The organism is Succinimonas amylolytica DSM 2873, from assembly GCF_000378405.1.
Classification (GTDB): domain Bacteria; phylum Pseudomonadota; class Gammaproteobacteria; order Enterobacterales; family Succinivibrionaceae; genus Succinimonas; species Succinimonas amylolytica.
In genome coordinates this window covers 73,207-97,688 of record NZ_KB899640.1, presented here as the reverse complement: position 1 = coordinate 97,688, position 24,482 = coordinate 73,207, and the positions used below count along the sequence as shown (strand labels likewise).

At 50.6% G+C, this 24,482-nt stretch carries 19 protein-coding genes and 2 pseudogenes; 13 read left to right on the top strand and 8 right to left on the bottom strand.

Annotated features, from left to right (window positions below):
• Nucleotides 1–178: 178 nt before the first annotated feature.
• Nucleotides 179–748, top strand: coding sequence for a hypothetical protein (locus tag F557_RS0115875; RefSeq protein WP_157617927.1), 570 nt, complete (start codon nucleotides 179–181; stop codon nucleotides 746–748).
• A gap of 69 nt (nucleotides 749–817) precedes the next feature.
• Here the strand turns inward: F557_RS0115875 and F557_RS0115870 are convergent, their stop codons facing one another.
• Nucleotides 818–1,711, bottom strand: coding sequence for a carbohydrate kinase family protein (locus F557_RS0115870; RefSeq protein WP_019003198.1), 894 nt, complete (start codon nucleotides 1,709–1,711; stop codon nucleotides 818–820).
• A gap of 228 nt (nucleotides 1,712–1,939) precedes the next feature.
• Here F557_RS0115870 and F557_RS0115860 point away from each other — a divergent pair, with 228 nt between their 5' ends.
• Nucleotides 1,940–2,476 carry a nucleoside deaminase gene (locus tag F557_RS0115860; RefSeq protein WP_019003196.1) on the top strand — a complete coding sequence of 179 codons (537 nt, stop codon included), beginning with the start codon at nucleotides 1,940–1,942 and terminating at the stop codon, nucleotides 2,474–2,476.
• Between the two features lie 31 nt (nucleotides 2,477–2,507).
• Entirely contained in the window at nucleotides 2,508–3,737 is a 1,230-nt protein-coding gene (locus F557_RS0115855; RefSeq protein ID WP_019003195.1) for a nucleoside recognition domain-containing protein, read from the top strand.
• A 393-nt stretch (nucleotides 3,738–4,130) separates the two neighbouring features.
• On the opposite strand, the gene F557_RS0115840 is transcribed toward F557_RS0115855, so the two are convergent.
• The 3 genes from F557_RS0115840 to proQ form a co-directional block, all read right to left on the bottom strand.
• Nucleotides 4,131–6,959, bottom strand: coding sequence for a carbohydrate-binding domain-containing protein (locus tag F557_RS0115840; RefSeq protein WP_169335221.1), 2,829 nt, complete (start codon nucleotides 6,957–6,959; stop codon nucleotides 4,131–4,133).
• A gap of 318 nt (nucleotides 6,960–7,277) precedes the next feature.
• Nucleotides 7,278–9,299: a carboxy terminal-processing peptidase gene (locus F557_RS0115830; RefSeq protein WP_019003190.1), complete on the bottom strand. Its 2,022-nt coding sequence runs from the start codon at nucleotides 9,297–9,299 to the stop codon at nucleotides 7,278–7,280.
• A gap of 143 nt (nucleotides 9,300–9,442) precedes the next feature.
• Complete coding sequence (proQ, locus tag F557_RS0115825) at nucleotides 9,443–10,411, bottom strand: RNA chaperone ProQ (RefSeq protein ID WP_019003189.1); 969 nt, start codon at nucleotides 10,409–10,411, stop codon at nucleotides 9,443–9,445.
• Between the two features lie 315 nt (nucleotides 10,412–10,726).
• Between proQ and F557_RS0115820 the strand changes: the two genes are divergently transcribed.
• The 7 genes and pseudogenes from F557_RS0115820 to F557_RS0115770 all read left to right on the top strand — a co-directional run bounded on the left by F557_RS0115820 (nucleotide 10,727) and on the right by F557_RS0115770 (nucleotide 16,813).
• A complete protein-coding gene (locus F557_RS0115820; protein WP_019003188.1) occupies nucleotides 10,727–11,404 on the top strand; it encodes a hypothetical protein in 678 nt (225 codons plus the stop codon).
• 228 nt (nucleotides 11,405–11,632) lie between these two features.
• Nucleotides 11,633–11,992 (top strand): DUF2498 family protein, encoded by a 360-nt coding sequence (locus F557_RS22000; RefSeq protein WP_019003186.1) that lies wholly within the window; start codon nucleotides 11,633–11,635, stop codon nucleotides 11,990–11,992.
• A gap of 12 nt (nucleotides 11,993–12,004) precedes the next feature.
• A complete protein-coding gene (locus F557_RS20490) occupies nucleotides 12,005–13,234 on the top strand; it encodes a beta-N-acetylglucosaminidase domain-containing protein (protein WP_019003185.1) in 1,230 nt (409 codons plus the stop codon).
• A 36-nt stretch (nucleotides 13,235–13,270) separates the two neighbouring features.
• Complete coding sequence (locus F557_RS0115800) at nucleotides 13,271–13,786, top strand: Hcp family type VI secretion system effector (protein WP_019003184.1); 516 nt, start codon at nucleotides 13,271–13,273, stop codon at nucleotides 13,784–13,786.
• Nucleotides 13,787–14,555: 769 nt separating this feature from the next.
• A pseudogene (locus tag F557_RS23400) lies at nucleotides 14,556–14,918 on the top strand (flagellin N-terminal helical domain-containing protein); the annotation flags it as partial.
• Nucleotides 14,919–15,839: 921 nt separating this feature from the next.
• Nucleotides 15,840–16,100, top strand: a pseudogene (locus tag F557_RS23395) (flagellin); the annotation flags it as partial.
• Between the two features lie 320 nt (nucleotides 16,101–16,420).
• The gene (locus tag F557_RS0115770; RefSeq protein ID WP_019003178.1) at nucleotides 16,421–16,813 is read left to right on the top strand and encodes a hypothetical protein; all 393 of its coding nucleotides are present in this window, start codon (nucleotides 16,421–16,423) and stop codon (nucleotides 16,811–16,813) included.
• A 108-nt stretch (nucleotides 16,814–16,921) separates the two neighbouring features.
• Here F557_RS0115770 and F557_RS0115765 read toward each other — a convergent pair whose 3' ends face one another.
• On the bottom strand, nucleotides 16,922–19,264 hold the full coding sequence (locus F557_RS0115765; RefSeq protein WP_019003177.1) for an IS1634 family transposase: 2,343 nt from the start codon (nucleotides 19,262–19,264) through the stop codon (nucleotides 16,922–16,924).
• A gap of 235 nt (nucleotides 19,265–19,499) precedes the next feature.
• Between F557_RS0115765 and F557_RS22405 the strand changes: the two genes are divergently transcribed.
• Nucleotides 19,500–19,940 carry a DNA polymerase family A protein gene (locus tag F557_RS22405; RefSeq protein ID WP_044143725.1) on the top strand — a complete coding sequence of 147 codons (441 nt, stop codon included), beginning with the start codon at nucleotides 19,500–19,502 and terminating at the stop codon, nucleotides 19,938–19,940.
• A 69-nt stretch (nucleotides 19,941–20,009) separates the two neighbouring features.
• Here F557_RS22405 and F557_RS0115755 read toward each other — a convergent pair whose 3' ends face one another.
• Nucleotides 20,010–21,785 carry an AAA family ATPase gene (locus tag F557_RS0115755; protein ID WP_019003174.1) on the bottom strand — a complete coding sequence of 592 codons (1,776 nt, stop codon included), beginning with the start codon at nucleotides 21,783–21,785 and terminating at the stop codon, nucleotides 20,010–20,012.
• 160 nt (nucleotides 21,786–21,945) lie between these two features.
• Between F557_RS0115755 and tnpB the strand changes: the two genes are divergently transcribed.
• Nucleotides 21,946–22,251 carry an IS66 family insertion sequence element accessory protein TnpB gene (gene tnpB / locus F557_RS23715; RefSeq protein ID WP_157617939.1) on the top strand — a complete coding sequence of 102 codons (306 nt, stop codon included), beginning with the start codon at nucleotides 21,946–21,948 and terminating at the stop codon, nucleotides 22,249–22,251.
• A 108-nt stretch (nucleotides 22,252–22,359) separates the two neighbouring features.
• Nucleotides 22,360–23,109, top strand: coding sequence for a hypothetical protein (locus tag F557_RS23390; protein WP_019003173.1), 750 nt, complete (start codon nucleotides 22,360–22,362; stop codon nucleotides 23,107–23,109).
• 60 nt (nucleotides 23,110–23,169) lie between these two features.
• Here the strand turns inward: F557_RS23390 and F557_RS0115745 are convergent, their stop codons facing one another.
• Together F557_RS0115745 and F557_RS21565 are read right to left on the bottom strand one after the other, a co-directional pair.
• Nucleotides 23,170–23,619, bottom strand: coding sequence for a hypothetical protein (locus F557_RS0115745; RefSeq protein ID WP_157617926.1), 450 nt, complete (start codon nucleotides 23,617–23,619; stop codon nucleotides 23,170–23,172).
• A 356-nt stretch (nucleotides 23,620–23,975) separates the two neighbouring features.
• Nucleotides 23,976–24,482 (bottom strand): IS66 family transposase (locus F557_RS21565; protein ID WP_019003170.1); only part of this gene is annotated, 507 nt, incomplete at its 5' end.

The window sequence follows — 24,482 nt, the reverse complement described above, 5'->3', positions numbered from 1 at the left end:
CTGACCGGGCTTCCGCTTTCTGCTGCCGCCGGTTGCCAGAACAGCGCATCGCATGTATAGTAGCGCCGGCATCCTCCGGAAACAGCCCTGCCGGCAGCAAATGCGCCCTCAGGAAATATCCGGAGAGCACAGAGGCCCGGGGATGCGCGACCACAAAGGACAATTATCGGGAGCAGTCATGTCATATCATTTTAAGTTCAGGCACTTTTTTCTGGTTCTGTCACTTTCCCTGGCCTCTCTGACCGGGGTTTCCGCTGCCGGGGAGGAACCCCGGATCGCTGCGGACACCCAGAAGACACCGGAAATCCAGGAAGGCACCTACGTCATCAAAGTCGGGAAGAAGCTTCTGGGAGCCGATGTCTACTTTGATCTCCGGAACGGCGGTGATACCATCGATCTCCCCCGGGGAGAATTAACCATTAGGAAAAACGACGGGGGTTATCATGTGGCGGGATGCTTTTCCATGTACCGCGGGGCCGAAGTGCTGGTAAACCGGCAGTGTGCGCTCCGGGAGGGAGCTATCTACTGCCGGACTGCTCCGGACTGGGCCGAGGTCGCCCCCGGAGATGACAATCTGGAGCACGTGGCGGAGGTAATGGAGGTATTTATTGTCCCCCAGGATCCGGAAACCATGAAGGTTAAAATCGTCGACGCGTCATTTTCTGCCGGCGGTTCCGTGGAAAACTTCAATACCAGCCCCTACAAGCTGGTTAAGAACCGGGGATCCAAATGCCGCTTTGACCGGTAGCCACCTTCCCCCGCCTTCTCCGGCAGCGCCGGGGAAGGCTTCTAGCTGGGAATAAAGCCCGGAAAAGCTTCAGCCCCGCAGGAATTCCTCCAGCTCCTTCTCGCTGACAAAGCCCCGGGCAGCCCCCTTTTCACGGATTTTAAGAGCTGCAAAAAGCTGGGCTCTTCTGAGAGCCTCCTCCGGACACAGCCCCTTCAGATGAAAATGCAGGTATGCCGAAAACAGGGCATCTCCGGCTCCCACCGTATTCACCACCCCGCCAATGGCGAAGGCCGGCTGCTCCAGAAGAACGTTCTCCGCCGGAAGATGGAGCAGCGCCCCCCGGTCGCCCATACCGAGCACAATCACCCTGTTATGGTAGCGGGCTCCAAGAGCTCTTACAAAATCCTCCTTCCCGGAAGGAATGCCCTCATCGCTCAGAAACAGGATATCTGCGTGCTCCATAAAGTTCCGGTTGTACGCGTCGTCAATGCCGGAAAGCACATGAACATCCGTGGCAATCAGCTTTCCGGTGTCCCGGGCCAGATCCAGAAGCGGCCGGGAAAAGTTTATATTGCAGGCAGCCACCGCATCCGCACCGTCCAGAATGCTCCGGTCAAAATCGTACGCGGTATCCTGAATATCCTTAAGATCGCAGTAGATCTGCCGCCGCCCCGTTTCATCATAAAGCACTGCGGAGGCCGGAGTCTCCTTAAGCTTCGGAAGCACATAATCCGTCTGGAGTCCCATAGCGCGAAGATCCCCAAGAAACAGCTCCCCGGCGGCATCCTGTCCCGTCATGGAAACCGGAACCACGGTGTCCCCCAGGGCCGTCAGAGCCTTTGTCAGATTGAAGGCCACTCCGGAAAGAGAGCTGGTTACGCCAAAGAAATCATAGTCAATGGGATAGTAGCTGACGGGGAAACCGCGAATCCGTACGGCTGTCTCCATATTAAAAAGCCCGGAAACCAGAATTCTGCTCATGGCACCTCCTGAACAAAAAGCCCTTTCTCCCCTATTTTACTTCTTTCTGCCTTTCCTGGGAGCCGGACTTTTCGGCCGGAAGCGGACACTGCTGATTTCCGGAAAACAGCACCGGGGATCCGCCTCCTTTCAGGGGCTGTTCCAAAAATTGCCTCCCGTGCAAAATTTTCTTAAAATTGCAGCTGGCTATATTTTCCGCGGCAATCCCGCTATTCAAGGAAACATCCTATGACCAGACAGCAGCTCTCTGACTCCGGCAGCTCCACAGGAGACGCCCCGGAAATTCCCGCCTGCGACTACCAGGCCTTAAACCCGTTCATGAATCTGGCGATAGCGGAAGCCCGTACCGGAATCCACCTCGGCCACGGCGGACCCTTCGGCGCAGTGGTGGTCAGGGACGGGACGGTTATCGGCCGGGGACACAATATGGTACTGGTCGCGCATGATTCCACCTGCCACGGGGAAATTTCCGCCATCCGCCATGCCGAAAAGCGCCTCGGAACCCACGATCTTTCCGGCTGCGAGCTCTATACCACCGGAGAACCCTGCCCGATGTGTCTGGCAGCCATTATGTGGGCCAATATCCGAAAGGTCTATTTCGGGGCTACCATTCACGACAATGCGCTTATCGGATTCCGGGATGAAATCTTTGACCGGATGTTCGGAGACCGCCGGGCCTTCCGGGAGCTTCTGACGCCGCTGGACCGGGAGGCCTGCCTCAGGCTGTTCGACGAATACAGAAATCTCCCGAAAACCCTGTACTGATATTTCCATCGCTCCGGGAGAAAATTTCGCCATGATGAATCACATTTGGGCCGCAATGATAATTCTGGGAATTCTGGGAAGTCTTTCGGCCTGCATTTTCGGAGAGGGTTCCGGAAACCCGCTCGGAGATCTGCTGCAGGAATTTCTGAAATCCGCCGAAACCGCCACTGACATCGTCATCGGACTGACGGGAATGATGTGCTTCTGGCTGGGAATCTCCCGCATTATGGATGCCTCGGGCCTTACCGCCCGGATAGCAGCCCTGCTGACGCCGCTGTTCCGGGTTATCATGCCGGAGGTACCAGCCGGACATCCGGCCATCGGCAGCATCACCATGAACATGGCCGCAAACATGCTGGGACTGGACAATGCTGCCACTCCGCTGGGACTCCGCGCCATGAAGGAGCTGGAAACCCTGAACCCGCATCCCGGAGTTGCCTCCAATCCGGAAATTATGTTTCTGGTCATCAATACCTCTTCGGTAACTATTTTTCCGATCTCGGTTTTTCTGTACCGCAGCAAATTCGGCGCCGCGGATCCGGTAGATATTTTTCTGCCGGTGCTTATGGCCACCTCCTGCTCCACCCTGGCGGGATTTCTGGCCGTGGCGGCCTTTCAGAAAATCAGCCTGTTCCGGCTTCCGGCGCTGCTGGCACTGGGGGGACTTATCGGACTCGTTGCCGGAGTGTTTGTCTGGTCTCTCTGTGCCGGAACGGCCATGGCGGCACAGGCCTCACTGGCCGCCAACGGCACCGTGATCCTTTTTATCGGCGGACTTCTGACCTACGGGCTCCTGAAAAGGGTTAAGGTATACGAGGAGTTTATCGCCGGTGCCCGGGACGGCTTCCGGGTATGCATCGACATTCTGCCCTATCTGGTAGCCATGCTGACCGCCGTAGCCTTTCTCCGGACCGGCGGCGTGCTGTCACTGCTCCTTTCCGGAATCAAGGAAATCGTGGCGAAAGCCGGGCTTTCCACTGACTTTGTGGACGCGCTTCCGGTGGCTTTCATGCACCCGTTCTCAGGAGGTGCCTCCCGGGCACTCATGCTGGACGTGTTCAATACCAGCGGCGTGGATTCGCTCACCGGACACATCGCTGCGGTAATGCAGGGATCCACGGAAACCACCTTCTATGTGCTGGCAGTTTATTTCGGCTCCGTCGGTATTGTCCGGGTGCGGCACGCGGTTACCTGCGGGCTTATTGCGGACTTCGCGGCCATGGTGGCAGCCATCATTATCGGAACCATGTTCTTCGGCTAAAAGGGCCTCTCCGTACAGCTTTCCATTCAGAAAACCGGGAATCCCGTTATTCCTGACCGCTGAATTTTCCGAAAAAGACAGGCCCGCCCGGAAAAGTCTGCCGGCCCCATAAACAGAGCCGGGAAGACATATTCCATCATTCCGGACCGGACTGATAATAATAAAAAATGGCCGGAAACAGGAACCTTCAGGGATCCTGTTTCCGGCCGGTTATGTATTTTTGACCGGTTTCCTGGGAGGAATCAGCTTTAACCGGACATCCGGCAGTGCCCCGGAACTTCAGGAATCTGTCCGGGACGGGGAGAGCTCACCTCAGAATAATTATTTCCGGGAAAGCTCCCCCATAGGCATGTCAGGCTCAGTGTTATCCGGCGGATAACCTGAAGCTTCCGGCTAGCGCTTCACCGGAGGCTCTTTTCCGGAGTTGGCACCGGAAAGGCCGGTGTACACATGAGTGCTGTCATTAGTCTCTATGCTGCCGGTAACCGAGCCGCCGGTAAATGCCGGCATTTCCGTATAAAGACCGAAGAAGCTCTCACCTCCGGTAAGGGTAACACCGGAATGAATGCTGTAGGTATCGGTCTCAGCCAGTCCGGGAGCCGAAATGGTAGCCAGACTGAAGGACGAATCCGGCAGAGTCAGCGCAAATACCGGAGTTCCGGCGGAATTGGTAACTGCGACAGAGGATTCCCGGGATCCCAGATAGGAGGAACCAACGACAAAGACATTCTGGGTGGTACCTTCCGCACCGGAGCTGGCATATTCATGACTGGAACCGCTAAGACCGGCCAGAATACCGCCGCTTACGGTAAGCTTTCCGTCGCAGTCAAGACCGTCCTCACTGCCCAGCGATGATACTGCCAGCACTGTCCCTCCGGAAATGCTGATATCCCCGTTGGAGTCAATGGCATCTCCTCCGGAGGAGTTCAGGAACAGCTCGCCGCCGGAGATACTGATAAAGCCATCTCCGTCCCTGCTGGCATTAAGAGCATCATCGGTAGTATTGATAACGAAACGGCCGCCGGAAATAGCAACCCCGAGCTTGCCCTCGATGCCCTCCGGAGAGCTGGATTTCTTTTCATAGGTCTCCACGCCGTCCGCGTCATAGTAGGTGATGTAATTGCTGGTATCGGAATCAATTACCGCGCCCGTGGTAGTGATGCTGAAGGTACCTCCGGTAATGTTAATCCGGGGCAGCGGATCATCTTCAGAATCCGTGGTTTCCGCATCCTCCTCAATGTCCCACTTGGCACTGATGGCCTTCCCCACAGTATTAATGGTCACTGCACCGCCAGCGAAGGTCATGCCGCCAAGCCCGGCGCCCGCCTCGCTTTCATCACCGGACACGATAATGCCGCGGCTCTGCTTGTTGGTATGCTTGCCGGCACCTTCCACATATACCGTGCCGCCGTACATATCAAAGCCGTTCTTGCTCACCAGTCCGTGCTGGCCCTCGTTGTAGACACCAATGGCGCCGCCGTAGACATAAATGCGGTTTTTAGCATAGATGCCGTGCTTGTAGGCGGTACTGACGGTAAGCCTGCCGTCGCCGCTGAACCGCAGCGTGCCTTTGGTGGTCAGGGTGCCGTTGTCGCTGGATCCCAGCCCCCATCTGGCGGTTCTGACCAGATCCTCATCGTTCACATCAGGAGACACCGCAGCATCATCATAAAAATCAACGCCGTTCTCGGAACTGTACCCGGTACCGAAAACGCGGCCATCGGTAAGATAATTATCCCCCTCCAGAATGACATGGGCCGTGACGGTCTTGGGGCTCACTACAATGGCCGGATAATTGCCGCTGGAAATATCAACTCCGTTAAGAACAAGGCCGATCTGGGCATTATCCTTGCCGGCAAACTCAATGGTGCCGTTCTCCAGTTTTCCGGAAAGAACAATCCTGGGAGTAACCTCCCGCACTCCCGGAAATGCTACGCCGGAAAGATCTACGGTAACATAGTTGTGGTTACTGGCATCTACAGTATTTTTAAGAGAAACGCCGTACAGGGAATCCCCGTCATGAAGCTCATGGTACGTCTTTCCGCCATCCAGGGAAATGGAGGCATCCGTGAGATTTACATAAACCTCGACATTAAATGCCGGAGCTTCCGGGTCAGCAGTATTCTTGCCGTATTCTCCCGTATAGGTGCTGAAAAGATCATGCTTGCTTACCGGGGTGGCGTCAGAAGGATCCTCTTTTTCATCCTCGGAATTATCTTCCGGATTGTCACCAGGCTGGTCCTCAGGATTATCGCCGGGCTGGTCCCCAGGGTTGTCGCCGGGCTTGTCCTCAGGGGTGTCGCCAGGCTTGTCTTCAGGGGTGTCGCTGGGCTTGTCTTCAGGGGTGTCGCCGGGCTTGTCCTCAGGGGTGTCGCCAGGCTTGTCCTCAGGCTTGTCTTCCGGAGTATCGGCAGAAGCGCTGTTCAGGGCTGAAATAACATCAGCACCGGTAATGCCTTCCTTGTTTTCCAGACTGGCATATACAGAATCAATCAGCGGTTTATAGCTGACAATTTCGGCTATAACGGTATCAGCAGCAGAGCTTTCCAGCCTGCTCTCCAGATCTGCAGCATCTCCCGGCAGAACATTATTCCGAACCAGAAGCTCCCCCGCCACCAGCGCCCGAAGCGCATCCGCATTGTTAATGTCGGCATTGTAATCAGTAGCGATAATGGACTGGGAGACCCCGGCAGCGGCAGTCACCCTCTCCAGCGAAGCAGTGTAGGTCTCGGATTTCAGAGAACCATGATCGCCGGCGGCAATAAGCAGATCTGCCAGAGTGCTGAAGGGAGTAACAGTATAGACAGCTGCTGTATTGTCACGGTCAAAAAAGACCTCCCGGGAAAACACTGCATCATTAGCCAGGGCCGCAGGAACACCATAGATATGATCTGTAGCACTGGAACGTACCGCCTTGCAGATAACGCGAACATGATCGGCCAGGTTTCCGGAAGCATCCTTAAGATCCCTGTACGGAATCTCCAGAACTGCCAGGCCTGAAGCATCTGCGGTTTTCCAGGCTTCAGAGGACTCCTGAGTGCCATTCCGGTTCACATCCCCGAAACAGACCGCTCCTTCTACATAACCGTCAATAACCTGAAGTCTGAGTTCCAGGGAACCGTCATCATCAGGAGTACTGCCGCTACTGCTGCTGCCTCCGCATGCTGTAATCCCCATAGACAGCAGCACTGCCAGGGAAAGCTTGGAAAAAGAATATTTCATAATAACCCCGTTATTAAAAATAAGTAATAAAACAGGAAAAGCCCTGACTCCGCCCGGCAAAAAACACTTCCCGGTTCCGCCGATAATGGCAAACGTACGGAAGATCATAGACAAAGCCTGATGCCCAGGGCATTTTAACAATTGTTTTTTACATCTGACAACAAATTAATCGGCCCCATTGCGCGCCTGCTCCGCTTTACCCCCCGGGACAGTTTTTATGACCGGAAACAGACTCCCTGAAACGGAAAAAGAGGCTTTAAAAGCCTCTTTCTCTGTTTACAGGGATTACTCCTTAAAAGCCGGTCATACCGGCGGCATTCAGGACTTCATATCCTGAGCCAGGTCCAAAGCTATATGCTGAGCCTCCAGGAGCAGGGTATCACGTCCCTTGAAGTCGGAGGGCAGATCATCCAGGCTCTTGACCGGAGGCTTGCCCAGGGACTTCAGATAATCATTGGTATCCCGGAGCGCTTCAGCCTTGTCCTTTTCCTGTTCCGCCTTGCGAACATCATAGTTGAGGCTGATGACGTTCTCCTTGCGCTTTTTGCGGAAATTCTCATAATCGCTGGTCAGCTTGTTATAGTAGGGATCATTTCTGACACGTGCCTCGTGCTTCTTCCTGAGATCCGGAAGATAGGCACTGAGATCCCCAAGTCTGGTGTAGCTGGCAGGCTTAATCTTGTCCCACGGCAGCGCATTGGGCTCATTGTTTTCCCCGAAATCTGCATAATCGCTGAAGGACGGGAACTGGATATCCGGCTCTACGCCCCGGAGCTGGGTGCTCTGACCGCTGATACGATAGAATTTGGCAATGGTGTAATGAATGCTGCCCAGGGGCTTGTCGTAAAAATCATAAATGCGATCCAGAGGCCGGCTCTGCTGCACGGTTCCTTTCCCGAAGGTGGTATCGCCCACAATCACCGCTCTTCCGGAATCCTGAAGAACACCGGCGAAGATCTCGGAGGAGGAGGCGGAAAGCCGGTTGGTCAGCACCACCAGAGGACCGTCATAGTAGGAGACGTTGTCTTCATCGCGGTTCAGAGATACATAGCCCACGGCATCACGTACCTGCACCACCGGCCCGGACTTGAAAAAGAGCCCGCTGGAATCAATGGCTTCAGGGAGAGAACCGCCGCCGTTGTAGCGCAGATCCACCACCAGGGCCTCGATATTCTCCTTCTTCATCTTTTCGATTTCCTTCTTCATGTCCTTTGCCAGGCCCATGTAGAAGCTCTTTACCGTCAGCACCCCCACCCGGCGGCCGTCAATGGTATTGACGGTGCCCTTGGCGGCGCTGTCCTCAAGATGAATGCGATCTCTGACAATATCCACATTGAAGAAGGAGGCGCTGGCTCCGTCGCCTCTCATGATCTGCAGAGTGACCTTCGACCCCTTGGGCCCCTTTACCATGGGAACGATATCGGTAAGCAGCATGCCTACCACATCCACCATCTCCTCGGGACGGCCGTTCTTGTACTGCTGCACTCCGATAATCCGATCCTTGGGCTTCAGCCGGCCGCTCTTTTCAGAAGGAGAGCCTGGAACAATGGAAACGATCTCGCAGTATTCGTCCTTGCTTATCAGCACCGCACCGATTCCTTCCATTTCAAGATTCATGGAATTGTCGAAATTGGCCGAATCATCAGGAGAGAGATAGCTGGTATGGGGATCTATGGCATTGGCAAAGGCATTTTCGAAGGCGCTGAAGGCATCCTCGTTTTTGGCCTTTACGATATTCCGGAGAATGCTGGCATACCTTTTGGCAAGATTCTTGCGGATGCGCTCGTCGGTGAAGCCGGAAAGCTTCAGGTTAAGATAGTCGCTTCTGACCACCTGCCGCCAGTACTTTTTAAGCTCGTCGAGGTTCTGGCGGTAGGGAAGCTTGCTGGTATCCACCGCTACCGTATCATTGCCGGAAAAATCAAACCTGTCTGTTTTCAGTACCTCGAGATAGTAGGAATACTTTTCAAAACGCCTCTTCATGTAGGCCTGATACATCTCGTAGGGGTAGTCAAGCCGGCAGCTGTCAAGAGCGGAAAAAAGCTTTTTCTTTTCGCTCTTGAAGGCTCTGATCTCGGACTCGGTAAAAAGCGTCCGATAGCGGTCCAGATTATAAAAATACATGTCATAGACCTGATCCACAAAACTGTCATCCAGATGCACGCCCTTGTAGTGGGAACGCAGGAAATAGCCTCTGACTCTGGAACAGGAGGTATCCTGTCTGGACTCCGGCTTCAGCGACGGAATATCGCTTTCCACGGGAGTTTTGGGCTGAGCGAAAGCTGCCCCCGACAGGGAGACTCCCAAGATTACGGCCAATGCAATTTTATTCAGCAGCATGCAGTGTCCCTTCTAACATCTTACCTGGTAAGACCTTAATTAAAATTTAAGGCCAACTATAACGAAAACAATGCGAAAACCCGGTATTCATAATGAATAGCAGATTTTCGCATGTCAGAAACTAAAACAGCAAATGATTTTGCCTACTTCTGCCCGATCTGGTCACAGGAAACCTTTACTACCATGCCCATGGAAAGCTCCACTGTTACTTTGTCGCGCACCACTTCCCTGACAGTGGCCGGAACAGAGCCGCTCCCCCAGAGCACCCGTACCTCAAGTCCCGGAACAATGCTGTCCTGAGGCAGCGGAGCAAACTCCTCGCGCGGTCTGGCTCCCGCAGGCTTGTCATTATTCTGCTGCTGTCCGGAGAAGCCATCAGCCTGACGGAAGGGTCTGCGGCCGGATCTGTCGCCATTTCCGGAACTGCGGTGATTTCTTCTGAGGAATTTCCGATCGCCGTTTTTGCCGGAGCTTCTGTCATTGTCCCGCTGTCCATCACGCTCCTGACCGTCAGCGCCGGTCTCGGCATTATTCTTCTTTTTGAAGGCCGGTCTCCGGTTCTTCTTCTTTTCAGCCAGCACCGCTTCATACTTTTCACGGGATTCCCGGTACTTCTCGGCAGCAAAGGCGGCATGCTCCTCAGATACGGTATCAACGGTATTGCCGTCCAGATCGATTCTGTCGGCCCCCGCCTTCACGCATTCAAGATAGCTCCAGCGGGTGGTGTAAACCCGGAGTGCGGACCGGATTCTGCTCTTGGAAAACTCCGGATCAATGGCGGCAATGCGCTCTACAAGATCATTGAAAATACCAATCTTAAGCGGACGGGGTGCCAGATCCTCACGGCCTTCCTTTACGAAGCTGACCGGAAAATGCTCGCACAGAAAATCAACATCGCTGCGAACCTTGGCAATTTTCAGAGCCTTTCTGGCCCTGGCCTCGGACTCCAGTCTCCGGGACTTCTCCTCCGGAGTTTCCAAAGCCGGAGCAGCATTACCCTCCTGAGCTTGCTGGGTGGCGCTCTCCTCCGGAACCGCCTGAACGGCATTGTCTTCCTGAACCGGGGCGGCGTTATTGTTGTTTTCCTTTTCGGTTATCTCGGTATTATCCATAATCTGTAATCAACTGGTTAAAAACTGCGGCTGGCAGCTCTGCATTAATCTATTCCAGAAAACTTCAAGTTCTCTGCGGCAGGAAATCCGCCCCCCGAAATTAGGGAGGGGGTCTCCCGTTCAGCGTGAATAATACCATAAATTCCCGTATTGGGTTAATATCACCGGCATTTTTTAACAATAATCACATCCCCTTTCCGCCGGCACCGCCCGGTGTGCTAGAATTCTGGGCCGGAGACTCTCCGGAAGATTCAGTGTCCGGCGGAAAACGCTCCGGATCCGACTCCTTTTATCACCTGACAGCGGACAGAACTAATGACAGAACACAACTGCAAGGACGGCAGCCACGGAAATTTCAGACCTGCCAGAAAAATTATCAGCCTGAAGGCACGCTTTCTCCTGATCGCGGATCAGCGCATGCGGTCCGGCACAGACTTTTCGGGAATTGTCGAGCTGGGAGCCCTGCTGGCCGCCAGCGATCAGTTTCTCTACATCTTCTGCGAGGATCCCGCGTTTCTGAATACAGTCAGAGAAAAGGCCGGAGAGCACCCGGCCTTCCGCATTCATCTTCTGATCCGTGAAAACGGCTCCGAAGAGCAGTATGCACTCTGGCATTTTTCCGGCGGCAGGGAAACGCGGGATCCCGGCACCTATCTCCCGGGACGGGACATTCTGGAAACCTACCGGGATGTCAGACTTCTGGACCGGTTCTGCGACATTCTTGAGGAGAACACCCTGAAGTTCATCCCGCTGCCGGTGGCCGGCATGCTGATCCTGAGATCCATTGCCACCGTATTCCCGTACGACACCTATCTGGGAAGACACTACCTTTCCCAGTATATTGCCGCCAGGGACGCCCTCTCTGAGGACGATCGCAGTCTTCTCATCGACATCAAGGAAAAGGGGCTTCCGCGAATCGACGACGCCTACAGCGACGCCGTCCGCCACTTTCTGAAAATCGAGAGAAAGCTGTACACCCAGTTTTCACACTGATAGTGACGGCGCCCCCGGGACAGTCCGGACTGAAACACTGCCGAATTTGTTCCCGGAATCACTTTACGGTGCCGGCAATGTGATAGAATCAGCCCCAGGGCACCCCTTTCCGTCCGCCCTGTTCAGTCCTGTGCGGTACCGGATCGGACCCGGACAGGGGCAGACCGGATAATCTTTCCACCCCGGCCGTTTTTTAGCAGTGCCGGACTGAATTTAAGGACAATTCCTATGACTGACACCCCTGACTGCGAACAGTCACTTTATGAAGAAGACTTTTCTGAAAACACGGAATGCACCGGCATCTTCGGAAGCGCCCGCCCCCAGAAAGCCCCGGTATCCCGGGAGGAAATCATCAGAATGGCCAATGAGATGATCAAAAAGGACTGGGAATACATGGACGGCATGGAGGTGAACGACGCCCTGCAGCGGGACGAGGCAATTGTGCTCCGGGGAGAGTTCTTCCTCGACGCACAGGGCCTGCCCACCCCGAAAACCAATGCCGTGTTCAACATGTTTCACCGGGTTTCCGTGGAACTGTCCCGGAAATACCGCATCGCCCAGGCTCCGGCCAGCCCTTCTGACAAATAGCAGGAATCCTTCATGAAACCCCAAACCGCTGCCGGCCCTGCCGCTCCCTCTTCTGCCAGCATATCCGAAAATCTGCTTTCCGCATCCGGTGATGATTTCCCCCTGGGAGTCATTGAAGGCATGTACGGCGCCTTCTGGACCATGGAGGACCGGCGGAGCTTTATCCCTTGGCTGAAAAGCCGGGGCTATGATTTCTATATCTATGCCCCGAAGGGGGATTCCTGTCTCCGGAGACAGTGGTTCCGGGAATACCCTCCCGGATATCTTGAGAGTCTCAGGGATCTCGCCGCCCGCGCCCGGAGCATCGGGCTTTCCTTCGGCATCGGCTTCACCCCTCTCAATGCCGTGTCCATGGATTCCGGAACCTGCCCCCCGGAGCTCCGGGCTTCCGGAGCGGCCGGCGAGGAGCACGTTCTCAGACTTGTATCCGCCCGCATCCGGGAGCTTTTTGAGACTGTTGCCCCGGATATCGTGGCAGTGCTCTTTGACGACCTCAGAATCGACTCCCGGGAAGCCGGCAAAACCCAGAACCGCATACTGAGACGCATTCTCGCCGAGCTTCCGGAGAATGTCCGCATTATCACCTGTCCCAGCTTCTACAGTCTGGATCCCATTCTTGAGAAGATTTTCGGAAAAATGCCCGAAACCTATTTTGAGGACTTCGCCCGGGATCTTCCCGCAAGAGCCGATATCTTCTGGACCGGTGACCGGGTAATGAGCTCCGGCTATTCTCTGGCGTCCCTGGAAAGAGCCCGGGATATTATCGGCAGAAAGCCCTTTATCTGGGATAACTACCCGGTTAATGACGGCCAGAGAACCTCAGGACATCTTTATCTGGCCTCTCCGGAAAACCGCACTGATCTGGTATCGGGAGCCCGGGGCGTGGCCATAAATCCCATGAAGGAGCACTGGCTGTCCCGGATTCCGCTGTCCCTGATTCCGGAGATCCTGAAACCGCATGCCTCCGGAGCTTCCGGGAGTGGACAGCACCGCGGTGCTGACAGCCGCCAGGAGCTTCTGACGGCGGCACTGCTCCGGGAAACCTCTCCGGAATTTGCCGATTTCATTCTGAACCGCTGTCCGGATTTCAGCACCACGGACCGGAGTCAGCTTTCGGAGACCGCCCTGGCCGCACTGGCTGCCGCAGTCCCGGATCTGCCCGGTCTCCCGGGGATCACCACGGATTTGCGGGATTTTCTGACAGGCCGCTACGTTTTTGATAAAACCTGCCTTACTGGCTGACGGCTCTCAGAGCATTCATTCAGAGGAGATACTGTTATGGCTTCCGATTTCTTCATTAAACTCGACGGCATCGATGGCGAATCTGCTGACAAGGGACACGCAAAATGGATTGAGGTGGTTAACTTCAAGCACGGTTCTCGGCAGAACGTAACCCAAGGCCGTACCACGGACGTTTCCGGAAGAGGTTCTTTCACTCCCTTTACCTTTGTGCACCTGCTTGACAAGGCTTCCCCGAAGATCCAGCAGTTCTGCATGAACGGCCAGAAGATTGCAAAGGTCACCTTCAATGTCTGCCGCGCCATTGCCGGAGTCCAGGTTCCCGTTTACAAGGTAACCATGGAAAACTGCAAGATCGTAAGAGCCGAGGTGGAAACCGTGGTGCCGGGAACCGCAGGTGACGTGGTGCTTCCCCTTGCCGACAACGCCGCCGCCCCGACCGAGACCGTGGACATCGTGGCCGGCAAGATCACCTGGAAGTACACCGCCATCAAGGCCGACAACACCAAGGACGGTGCGGTGGAAGCAGCCTTTAACCAGGTTGAAAACGCCTGAGACGAATAAATCCTGAGGACCGGAACTCCGGCCTCCGGATGCTGATAAACATGACTCGGGAAAAAGACAGATTGCAAAAACGATCTGTCTTTTTCTGTTCTACCGTTCTGTTCTACCGTTCTGTTCGGCCGGAGATTCTTTACCGGAATCCGGAGCACCGGCATCCGGCCACGACGAGATCATTCCGTGCTCTTCCCGGCAGACAGCATGTCATCAGTCTTTTTAAATATCATTCAAGACAGTGTCACCATAGCCTGTACACAGCGTTTTACGATCTTTTTCAGACACTGCTGACTGTTCTGCATTTTTACGAAGGTACTTCCGATATGATTTAACATGCACAACAGCACAAAAATTTACAAACCTCATGACTTCCTGATATAAAAAGGATTAAATCGCAGACACACACCTCGCAAGAAAACATTATAGCTTGCATTTACATCACCTAAATCAGAGTGTATAAGGTGATAGATATCCTTCAAAGTTTGTAAAAAATCACAAAGCCGATCAACTATATTTTAACAGACGGTAAAGTTTTCCTCTTTTTGTCCGCAGATCAGGTAAGATTGCATGTATCGCGTGGCATGTGCAATTTCCGGCAAAATCCTGATAAAAAACAACGCAGGAGATATGCTCTGCTGTTCCCCGGGAATGGAAATACGGATTTCAGAAATACCCGGGCTGAAAATCACACTATAAAAAAACTGCAAGATCCGTAACCGCATGAACAGATAACAAAGCGGATCTTTCCGAAGAGAGGGATTGAGTAATGGGCTTGTTTGTAAATACCAATGTTTCATCGCTGAATGCCAGGAGAAATCTTTCCAAATCATCAGGAACACTGGATACTGCCTACAAGCGTCTGGCATCCGGTCTCCGGATCAACAGCGCCGGCGATGATGCCGCAGGGCTTCAGATATCAGACCGGCTCACATCGCAGATAAACGGTCTTAACCAGGGCAACCGCAACGCTCAGGACGGGATCTCCTTCTGCCAGACGGCCGAAGGAGCCATGGAGGAAATGACCAGTATGTACCAGCGCATCCGCACGCTGGCTCTGCAATCTGCCAATGGCACCAATTCCCAGGCTGACAGAAAAGCCATTCAGGAGGAGGTAACCCAGCTGTGCCGGGAAATCACCAGAATTGGCGAGGATACCACCTACGGGGGAACTCACCTCTTTAACAAGACTCTTACCGAACCCACGGCTTTTCAGATAGGTGCCAATGCCAACGAGACCGTAAGCGTGGATCTTACTTCCGGACTCAGACTGGATGATGTCTTTTTTACGCTCTACGACAATGCTGATGATTTGGGAAAAGACAGACTTCTGAGAGGCGGACTGGTCAGAGAGGTTGACTGTTCTCAAACATCGGCTTTCTCTGTTTACGCCGATATGCTGGCCCCCGAAGGTGAGTACGATGTGAAGGTAAAGTCACTGAGTGACATTACTCATGTCAGTAAATACATTGAGTATCTGAAAAGGGATGAGAACGGGGAACTGACAGACGAAATGATTACCTATGAAGCTGGTAGCATTTCAGTTTCCTACGGTTCCGGTTCTTCCGCCAGAAATGTAACCATACAGGTAGAAGAAGGCGATACCATCGATAATATTTATAGTAAATTGCGGTCTGCGTCTCATCCAGGCCTTTCATTGAATTTCTGGATGTATGGAAATGGTACACACAGTTACAGTGGAAAAGCCGAAATATACTTTAAAACATCCAAAGGATCTGATTATGCCCCTCCATTCACTATTACCACCACCGGGGATGAAAAGCTCCGGGCATTTAACTGCAGTGTTACTTCAGACAGCAGAGTTCACTCAACCGGATCTGATGGCTGGTATCTCTATTCCAAAGCCCAGGATACCGTGGTCGAGGTTGACGGTGATACCTTTGTCAACAAAACGGGTAATCGGGTTTATGACCCGGATCGGGGATTGCACATTACCGCATTGGGCACCTCTGGTGTTGTACCCCTCACTGTCGATCCTGAGACCCTGTTCTCTGTTGAAACTCCGGAATCCGCACAAAGCACTCTGGATCTGGTGGACAGCTTCATAGCAGTTGTTGACAGCAAAAGGGCCGAGCTTGGTGCCGTACAGAACCGGCTCGAATCTGCCATCAGAAATCAAAGCAACGTTTCCGAAAACCTGTCCGAAGCCAGAAGCAGAATCCGGGATACCGATTTTGCCGCCGAAACAGCCTCCATGACGCAGCAGAATATTATTCAGCAGGCATCTCAGAGCATACTGGCTCAGGCAAATCAGAGGCCCCAGGCTATTCTCAGTCTTTTGGGCGGTAACTGATTACCCAATATTTTGATATCGAAACCGGAGAAGTTCCCTGGTATTTGCGTTTGCCCGGAAATAATGCGTTTCCATCATGCGAATCCGCTCAAAACCTGTATTTCGATGTCTCATTCCGCCCATCCTGACAGTCTGTTCCTGAAATTCCTGAACTCCCCCATGAACTTTCCCTGAAAAAATCTGCAACCGCCCTCCCGGTTCTCCGTTATCTGTACAAAGGTTGAAGGTTCCGCCCCGAAACGGACGGCACCCGGGATACAGAAAAGCTCTCCGGGCACAGGGTGCGCTCGGAGCCTATGTAGATTTTGATACGGGAGAAAGTGCCGGTTCTTAAGGCGCTCACCGACGAGAAGGTCATCAAACACAGCTACAACGCGTCCTTTGAGAGAATCTGTCTCTCCCGGTATCTCGGACTTCCTTCAGGTACCTATCTCAGCCCGGAAGGCTGGCGCTGCGACATGGTGTGGGCGGCAACACTGGGACTCCCGCAGTCCCTTGAAGGCGTTGGCGCGGTTCTGGGGCTTGAGAAGCAGAAACTCACCAAGGGAAAGGATCTCATCCGCTACTTCTGTAAGCCCTGCGCTCCCACTCAGAGCAACGGCGGCAGAACCCGCAATCTCCCCCGGCATGCTCCCGACAAGTGGGAGATGTTCAAACGCTACAACCTCCGAACTGCAGCCCCTGGTTACCGCATGGCGGAACTCCAACCCTAATACCTTTGTTCCGCACCCAATGACGACAATACGAAGGGACAGTCCTTATGTGATAAGGAGTCTGTCCAATTATCAAATTAGAATTTTGCTATGCATATCAGAGCTCAGTCAGGGAGCTGTCGCGCAGTAATACTTTTTTATCAGAGCGTTCTGATATTCAGATCTGTTCAGGCTTTTAATTTTAAATCCCTTTCTGATCTGCTCCAGTGTGCTAATGTCATCCAGTTCACACCCCAGAATATTCAGGAGTTTGTTTCTGATATCATACTCCGCAGTTTTTTTGCCCGGCTTGTCAGCGCTGCGCAGGCAATTTCTTTTATGAGCTTCCATTGTGTTCATATATATGAAATGCCGGCCGTCTGATGTCAATGCCATCAGCTGCAATTCCTGCAGAAGTTTCTGTAATTGCTGCGCAGTCATGCTGTACCCTTCTTTGGCCATTTTTCTTTGGATTATCCGAATCATAATCAGAGCTATTATGCACAGAAGCACATGTCCCTGAATGCTCTGTTTCTCGCGTACATAGACTGGTCTGATTTCAAAGTCGCTTTTCATGATTTTGAAGCATTCTTCAATTTGAACCAGCTGATGATAGAGCGAGCTGACGCAGGATGCTGTTAATTTCATGTTGCTTCCGGGCGGCTCATGGAAAAGAATCCCTGCAAAACCGGCGCACTTTCTGCGTTTTTCTATGGATTCTTTATTCAACGCAACAGCTATCTGCGGCCCAGCAGCTATCTGTTTTTCTGAACATTTATCTTTGCTCTTTGTTTTGTCCTTCTCACCCTGTTTGTTTTTTTTCTGACGTTTGTCATTTTTGTCTGAATGGGTCTCTGCCGATTGTTCATCATGAGTGTCCGTATCTTTTGATGAATCGGCTGCATCCGGTTTATTTGCGGCAGCCGATACCTGTTTATCTGAGCCTCCCTTTGAATCATTCTGTCCGTTTTGATTGCCGCTGTCTGTTTCATCCTGTTTTGTCCCCTTATTCGTCTCATCATTTTGCTGAGAGGGGCCTGTAAGGACAAACTGCTTCCAGCCGCTTGTGGCAAGCTGTATCTGTTCATGTCTGTCCACAGCTAACACAGCTCTGCTGATATTTTCTTCCAGCACTGCCAGATCCCGTTTCCTTCGGTCTTCGCTGAAAGTGATCATCATCTTGCAGTCAATGGCGTATTTAGCGCATCTTCCGTTCTGACCTCTTTCAGAGGGATCATATTTAACATTGTGATAGTCGATTATTTTGTAAAGCGCGGAAGTATCGTTTCCGGCTTCGTCTTTTATAGGCTTAAAGGTTCCGAGATTGAGTTCTGAATTCCTTATGTCTTTGCTGAACGACAGCGCTGATTTTGCAACAGAAAATCCGATCTTTTCGTCAAGCAGCTTGCTCAGGTTTTTGGTTCCGTTCAGCGCGCTGTCCGCTATCAGGATGGCATTGCTGATGCCATGCTTCTCTTTCAGAGCCCGGACAATATCAATCATAGTCGAGGTTTCTGCCACATTGCCCGGAAACACCTTGAAATCAATGGGAATGGCATGCTCATCCACCACAAGAGCAATGGATACAAGGGGAAGGTCATTCCGTTTTTCCTTGCTTGGCCCGTGCATTCTCACAGGTTCTCCGAAGGAATCTATGATCTGTTCAAGCCTTGCCGTTAAACAGGGATCATTATCAATAATTTGGTTCAGATCTTTATTTGAAAGATCCTTCAATGAATTGTCTTCCTTTCTGAGAAGTTTTCGCAGGATACGCTGGGCTTTTCTGCGATTCCAGAAAATATCATTGTACGGGGTCTCAAAATAACAGTTCGTGCAATCAAAGAACAGCAGGGACTTTTTTCTTGGCACTTCTTCATCAATCCTTTTGTTCAAATGCCTCATGATGCTGTCTTTGTAGTCGGAAAGCAAATGCAGACAACGGTATACGTCGTCCATTGAAGTATCTGACATCGGATCTCCGAGGAACCGCGGACTGATCTCCATGCCTTCCAGATACGACGAGGGATAAACCATTTTCAGCATGGAAAAATACAAAGCAATATCCGAAATGCTGTACTCGGCTGCAATAGATTGGTAACTGATCAGGTAATCAAAGAATTTGGGCATTTGCAGCGTGTCTGTCCACAGTCTTCTGATAACCAAATGGGCGATTCTCTGAGGCATCAGATATTTTACCCCTGACAGCAGATCCAGGCTTTCGGATGCCTGCTCTCCATCTTTTATAAACTTTCTGAGAGCATGTTCCTTTTCAGCCTGATAACGATTCTTCTTGTTTCCGTACTTTTCAACAAGTTCCGCATATTGTGCCGGTTTTTCCCTTTTAAAATCATCAACCTTCCCGAAACTTTCAACAATCCTGATTTTTGTCCGTTTTGCCGCAGGATCCCATGAGCTATCCATCAAATAGAGGTAATAAAGCCCGTTAGAGTTTTTCTTTTCCGTCAGAAACATAGCTGTGCCTATGCATTGCCATCACATGATTTACATTATACCTCATATCCATGTGTATGCATAGTGAATTTCTAAATAGTTTTCAAAGGTAAAAAAAACGTTCAAGACTTATGTGAATTGAACGTATCGCTCATTGAATCTTAAGAATTACAGGGATCAGTTGCGGAACAAAGGTTCTGTAAGCCCTGCGCTCCCACTCAGAGCAACGGCGGCAGAACCCGCAATCTCCCCCGGCATGCTCCCGACAAGTGGGAGATGTTCAAACGCTACAACCTCCGAACTGCAGCCCCTGGTTACCGCATGGCGGAACTCCAACCCTAATATCGTGAAGTTCTGGTGGGCAGTAGACCATGCTGTTATGAAGGCCATCACTGAACGCACCACCGCTGAAACCCACGAGCTTGCATTTACCTGCAGAATCAGCATGCTCTTCATCACTTTGCCTTCCGGCAGAAATCTTGCCTACGTGAAGCCTCGCCTCGGCATGAACCAGTTCGGCGGGGAGAGTGTTACCTACGAAGGAGTGGGAACCGCCAAGAGGTGGGAACGCATTGAGAGCTACGACCCCAAAAGCCTGGAAGCATTGTGCGAAGAGATGGGACGTACACCGCCATGGGCTAAAGGGCTGATTTTGCAGGCTGCGGGATATACGTCGCCGTATTACAAGAAGGATTGAATCATTTGGCAGCTTGGTCGGTCTTTGACTGATCAGGTTGCTTTGATTCAGTTGCCATGATTGAACATTTTATTTCAGTTTTTTGCCCGCAACAGTACATTCCTTTTTACAGAAACAGATGCCGTAGGAATGAACTGCTTTAATATCCTTTCTTTTGACATACGGGTCGGCATATTTCTTTCTGATTATCTGAGCGATGGCATCCTCGGCAATCAGAAACTTGTCTTCATTTTCATCAGCAGTCTGTTTAAGTTCCAGAATTACGATAACGCCTCTGTTCTTCAGAGACTTGATTATCAAATCGATATAGCCGTTTCCTGACTCAAAATTGGATTTCTGCTCTTCAATGAGCGATGTGCCGTTTGCCAGTAATCCGTTCATGAAGCCGTGGTAATAGTTTTCCTTCGGAGCATTGACGGAGAAGTCTCTTATGGACACATATTTGGCCAGAAGCTCGTTAAGGCAGTCCTCGACAGATCCGGCGTCCCCCGAGAAAAATCCTTTTATCAGATTGCCGGTGCTATTCCTCATAACGCTGTCATTTTTATAGAAATCCATGATTTTCGACTTGAAGCAATCCCTGATTTCTTCATTCGGAATATACAGCCGGCACTCATGTTTGTTAGCGGATCTGTACTGCGGATCAAAGGTGAGATAGCCGGTATAAAGCAGCAGAGTCCAGAAATCATTGATGTCGTGTTTCTCTAAATCTCCGTAGCACAGCGCCGCTCTTACCTCCGCGGTAATGGATTCCCCGTCCAGAAGGCTTTGCATCTTGTCAACGTCATCCGGCTCTATAAAACCCATAAATTCTTCGATAACATCGTTACCGCTGGTATTTATCCAGTAGTTGCCGGTCTGAATGAGATTTCTGTCTTTACTCAGTTTTCTGTGGTTGTCATCACAGAAGTTCATGACATCCCACGGGCAGTACATATGAGTGGTTCCAAAATGGTACCCGTCATAATTGTTTTTCACATCTTCGTAATAGTCTGAAAGTCCGTAGTATGAAAGAACTTTCTGGGTTTCCTCCTTGGTAAACCCTATTCCCTCTGAAATATCCTTTTTTCCGGCCTCAAGAACCGAGCAGACCAGAAGATTATTGAGCCCGGTAAAAATGCTTTCCTTGGCAGCTCTTAAACAGCCGGTAAGCACGGCTCTGTCCAAATACGTATTTGTTTTTAAGGCATTGCTTAAGAACGGACTTATGATGTCAATCATTTCCTTGTAGTAGCCGTTATGGGCCGCTTTGGCAATCGGAACGTCATATTCGTCAATAAGCAAAATGGGCTTAATGCCGTGATGTGTGTAAAGAAACCTCAGCAGGTTTTTCAGTGAATCGGTTATTTTATTTTTATTGCCGACATTACAGATAAAATTTTTATCAGAGGCGATCTCGTTAAAAATTTTCTTATCTGCATCACTGAGTTTAGAACTTTTGGCCAGATAGCTGAATGTACTGTATAAGTCAAAAACGACACAGCCCAGCTGGTAATAAGCTTGTTCAAACTCGCTTCCTGACACGGACTTCAGTGAAATGAAAATAACCGGAAACTTCCCCATGTACTTACTGCAGAATTCCCTATCCTCAAAGATTTTGGTGTCTTTGAACCATTTTTCCTGAAGTGATACATCGCCGGGATTGTCGGTATTCAGAGACAGAAAGTCATAGAAGGTGGACATGGTTAGCGTTTTACCGAAACGCCTCGGTCTGGTGATAAGCATGACTTTCGAGGTATTGTCTTTAAAAACAGTTCTGATAAAAGGAGTCTTGTCCACGTAATAACTGTTGCTTTCAACTAATTCGTGAAATAATTCCGTTCCAATACCTATAGACTTCAGCATTCTGCTCCACCTTTGAATCTGACCATCACCTCTAAAAGGCCTTTCCCCGGTTCGCTATTGAAGCGCAGAAAGGCTCTGTCATCGTCATTATCCCACAACCTGATTGATCGTCAACCGCCGGCATCTTACTCTTTGATATGGATTAAAGCATAAATTTTCCATAAGCCACCAAAAATATATACGCTTCACCAGATCGCTCTCTGGAATTCAAGTTGCTGATTCCCTGACCTTTTCAGACTCCCCCTCATTTTGTTCGCTTCCCGGCCTTCGGAAAAATTTTTTTCGTATTAGGTCTAAAGTCAGCACTTTAGACCTAATACAAAGATTTGAAGACGGATCCCTGAAATGGCCCAAAGATGCCGACGAAGCCAGAGAAATTACTTCCAGACAGCTTAGATGGCTTTTGAACGGTCTTACAATCGATCCAAAGCATTACACCAAAGAGCTGGATACATTAAATCTATAGATAATAGATTTGCATACATCCTGTATCGTAGAATATCTATATCAATTTTGCGTAAAAGATTATATAATTAAAGGCGCTGCAATGTCTCATCCAGATATCCGGTGTTATATGGAATTGTCATTTGCATTACTTGAACTTATTAGAGCGGAGTCCAGAGAATCCCGGGCAGAGATTCTCAAGACTATCCTGACCGCGCAAAACGGCAATGTTCAGATAATTACACTGTTTCTGGAGCTTCTTGAATATGCCGGCGAGGTCAGAGATGATTGGGATCATGCTGTAACACGCATCAACATGATGATCAGAAAGTATTTCAAAGTTGGTAATAGCGAACGGCTTCAAAAAGTACTGAAAAAAGCCCTGGGTATCAATCTGAAAGAACTGCCGGACGATTACGGTGTTATCGATTTGTTTGCCGGAATGGATAATGAAATACAGGGTCTTAATTCTTCTGACAAAGATGGGAACTTAGGAGAAACATCTGATAATGGGGAAAAAACGAAGCTGTCTGATCATCATGCTTCCAGTAATGGTAGTACCAATGCCGGGGTTTCTGGTAATACAACTCCCAAAAAAGGCCGTAACACCGGAAGCCGTAACGTCATGAATCTTGACGACCTTGAGAACAATCCCCTCATTAAGAAAATTGATATCCCTGATAAGGTACATCCTGAAGAGCAGAGATGTCCTCTTTGCGGAATCAAAATGAACATTTTCTTTTTCAATTGCAATCCCCGGATATCTAGGAAACATACGACCGTTCACAGGTGGTTTGCTAGAAAGAGTTGTCCGGGAAACTGGCTATTTGAAAGAATGGGCAGTTTGGCGGACGAGGTTAATGACAAACTGGGAGTGTAGAAATAAAAAGAGCCGGCAGTTTGGGGCTGTCGGCTAGTGTCATGATTTTAAAATTACTGCTTATTTGGCCACAGGTGTAGTTTCTATGTCACAAATCGCCCTTCTGCTGCCAGTCACAGTGCGAAACGAAGTATTTATGCGTATGCTTTTGACTAACCGATCACCTGAATCGACAAGCTTGCCGTTATCATATTGCTTCCAGCTGTCATCTTCAGTGCCTATAAACAAGTTCACATTGTAATAATAAGTTTCAAAGGCAAGGTATGGTCTATACTCAGTTGTTCCCACAGATCTTTCAGATTTGAAGACTCCTTGCGCTGAAACAACGGTTTTATTTGCGTGCATATCATTCGCTCTGCCTTCATTCTTTTCAGCTTCCTTGCAAATTGAGTCGAATAATGCGTACTGTTCATGCGTTAGATACGGTAAACCCGCAGCATTCATTACGCTACTGCACCCTGATAGTGTTAATGCCAAAGGTAATGCCAACAAACTGAGTCTGATTCCCATGATATGTCCTTAATTTTTTCGACCGGCAACTCAAAGTCATAGATTTTGCGACAAGTTTACAATTGTTTATTTTTTTGACCACTTTTTAGTGCTGCTTCTGTGATCTGTTTGGCCAAAAAGCCACTCAGCAGCTTTTCACACAACAGTTCCATTCAAAACTCTTCCGGCCGTCAAAAAGAAAGCAAGGCGACATTTACGCTGCCTTGTCCCCTCCCCCAAAACTCCCCTTCTGTGCCGGATAATTCCCCGCTTACATACACTCCCGCCCGCATACCTTGACGTTTGTCTCGATACAACGCTGTGCAACTTTTAACCACCCCGAAAATATTTTTCGTATTAGGTCTAAAGTCAGTACTTTAGGCCTTCTTAAATTTCCACGGCATTGCCTGCTCAAGAATAGCATTTCTTCTTTCATCAGACAGCGATTCATCTTTCAGTTCGTCTCTGTGAATCCCCATATATCTGAACAGAAATTCAAGGTAATCTTCTAGGTCGATTCCATGGGTTTTGCAGGTTTCGTGAAATGATGAGAACACAGCCGTGGACTTCGCTCCCTCGATAGAGCCAAATCCGCTGGGCATTGAATGTCTCAGCACTGCAAAGTCACGAATAGCTCTCTCGGCGGCCGAGTTATCCAGAGGAATAGAGCCGTCCTCCAGGATTCTGGTGAATTTTTCCCACTGATTGTGAGAGTACTTGACCGCTTTAATGAATTTTTCCGTATATATCCCTTTGGGGGACTCGCTTTCAGAAATGATTTCGAAATGTTTTTCTGTAAGCTTCCCTATTTCTTTAAAATACTGCCTGAAATTATCACTTTTCCGCAGTTTCGTTCGTTCCTCGATGGTACTGCACTCGCTGTC

What these genes read in the sequence shown, in the direction of transcription:
- F557_RS0115860 (WP_019003196.1), top strand. Translation starts at nt 1,940, where the DNA reads ATGACCAGACAGCAGCTCTCTGACTCCGGCAGCTCCACAGGAGACGCC.
- F557_RS0115800 (WP_019003184.1), top strand. Translation starts at nt 13,271, where the DNA reads ATGGCTTCCGATTTCTTCATTAAACTCGACGGCATCGATGGCGAATCT.
- F557_RS22000 (WP_019003186.1), top strand. Translation starts at nt 11,633, where the DNA reads ATGACTGACACCCCTGACTGCGAACAGTCACTTTATGAAGAAGACTTT.
- F557_RS0115745 (WP_157617926.1), bottom strand. Translation starts at nt 23,619, where the DNA reads ATGGGAATCAGACTCAGTTTGTTGGCATTACCTTTGGCATTAACACTA.
- F557_RS0115820 (WP_019003188.1), top strand. Translation starts at nt 10,727, where the DNA reads ATGACAGAACACAACTGCAAGGACGGCAGCCACGGAAATTTCAGACCT.
- F557_RS0115875 (WP_157617927.1), top strand. Translation starts at nt 179, where the DNA reads ATGTCATATCATTTTAAGTTCAGGCACTTTTTTCTGGTTCTGTCACTT.
- F557_RS22405 (WP_044143725.1), top strand. Translation starts at nt 19,500, where the DNA reads ATGCTCCCGACAAGTGGGAGATGTTCAAACGCTACAACCTCCGAACTG.
- proQ (WP_019003189.1), bottom strand. Translation starts at nt 10,411, where the DNA reads ATGGATAATACCGAGATAACCGAAAAGGAAAACAACAATAACGCCGCC.
- F557_RS0115840 (WP_169335221.1), bottom strand. Translation starts at nt 6,959, where the DNA reads ATGAAATATTCTTTTTCCAAGCTTTCCCTGGCAGTGCTGCTGTCTATG.
- F557_RS23390 (WP_019003173.1), top strand. Translation starts at nt 22,360, where the DNA reads ATGGAATTGTCATTTGCATTACTTGAACTTATTAGAGCGGAGTCCAGA.
- F557_RS0115755 (WP_019003174.1), bottom strand. Translation starts at nt 21,785, where the DNA reads ATGCTGAAGTCTATAGGTATTGGAACGGAATTATTTCACGAATTAGTT.
- F557_RS0115870 (WP_019003198.1), bottom strand. Translation starts at nt 1,711, where the DNA reads ATGAGCAGAATTCTGGTTTCCGGGCTTTTTAATATGGAGACAGCCGTA.
- F557_RS0115765 (WP_019003177.1), bottom strand. Translation starts at nt 19,264, where the DNA reads ATGTTTCTGACGGAAAAGAAAAACTCTAACGGGCTTTATTACCTCTAT.
- F557_RS20490 (WP_019003185.1), top strand. Translation starts at nt 12,005, where the DNA reads ATGAAACCCCAAACCGCTGCCGGCCCTGCCGCTCCCTCTTCTGCCAGC.
- F557_RS0115855 (WP_019003195.1), top strand. Translation starts at nt 2,508, where the DNA reads ATGATGAATCACATTTGGGCCGCAATGATAATTCTGGGAATTCTGGGA.
- F557_RS0115830 (WP_019003190.1), bottom strand. Translation starts at nt 9,299, where the DNA reads ATGCTGCTGAATAAAATTGCATTGGCCGTAATCTTGGGAGTCTCCCTG.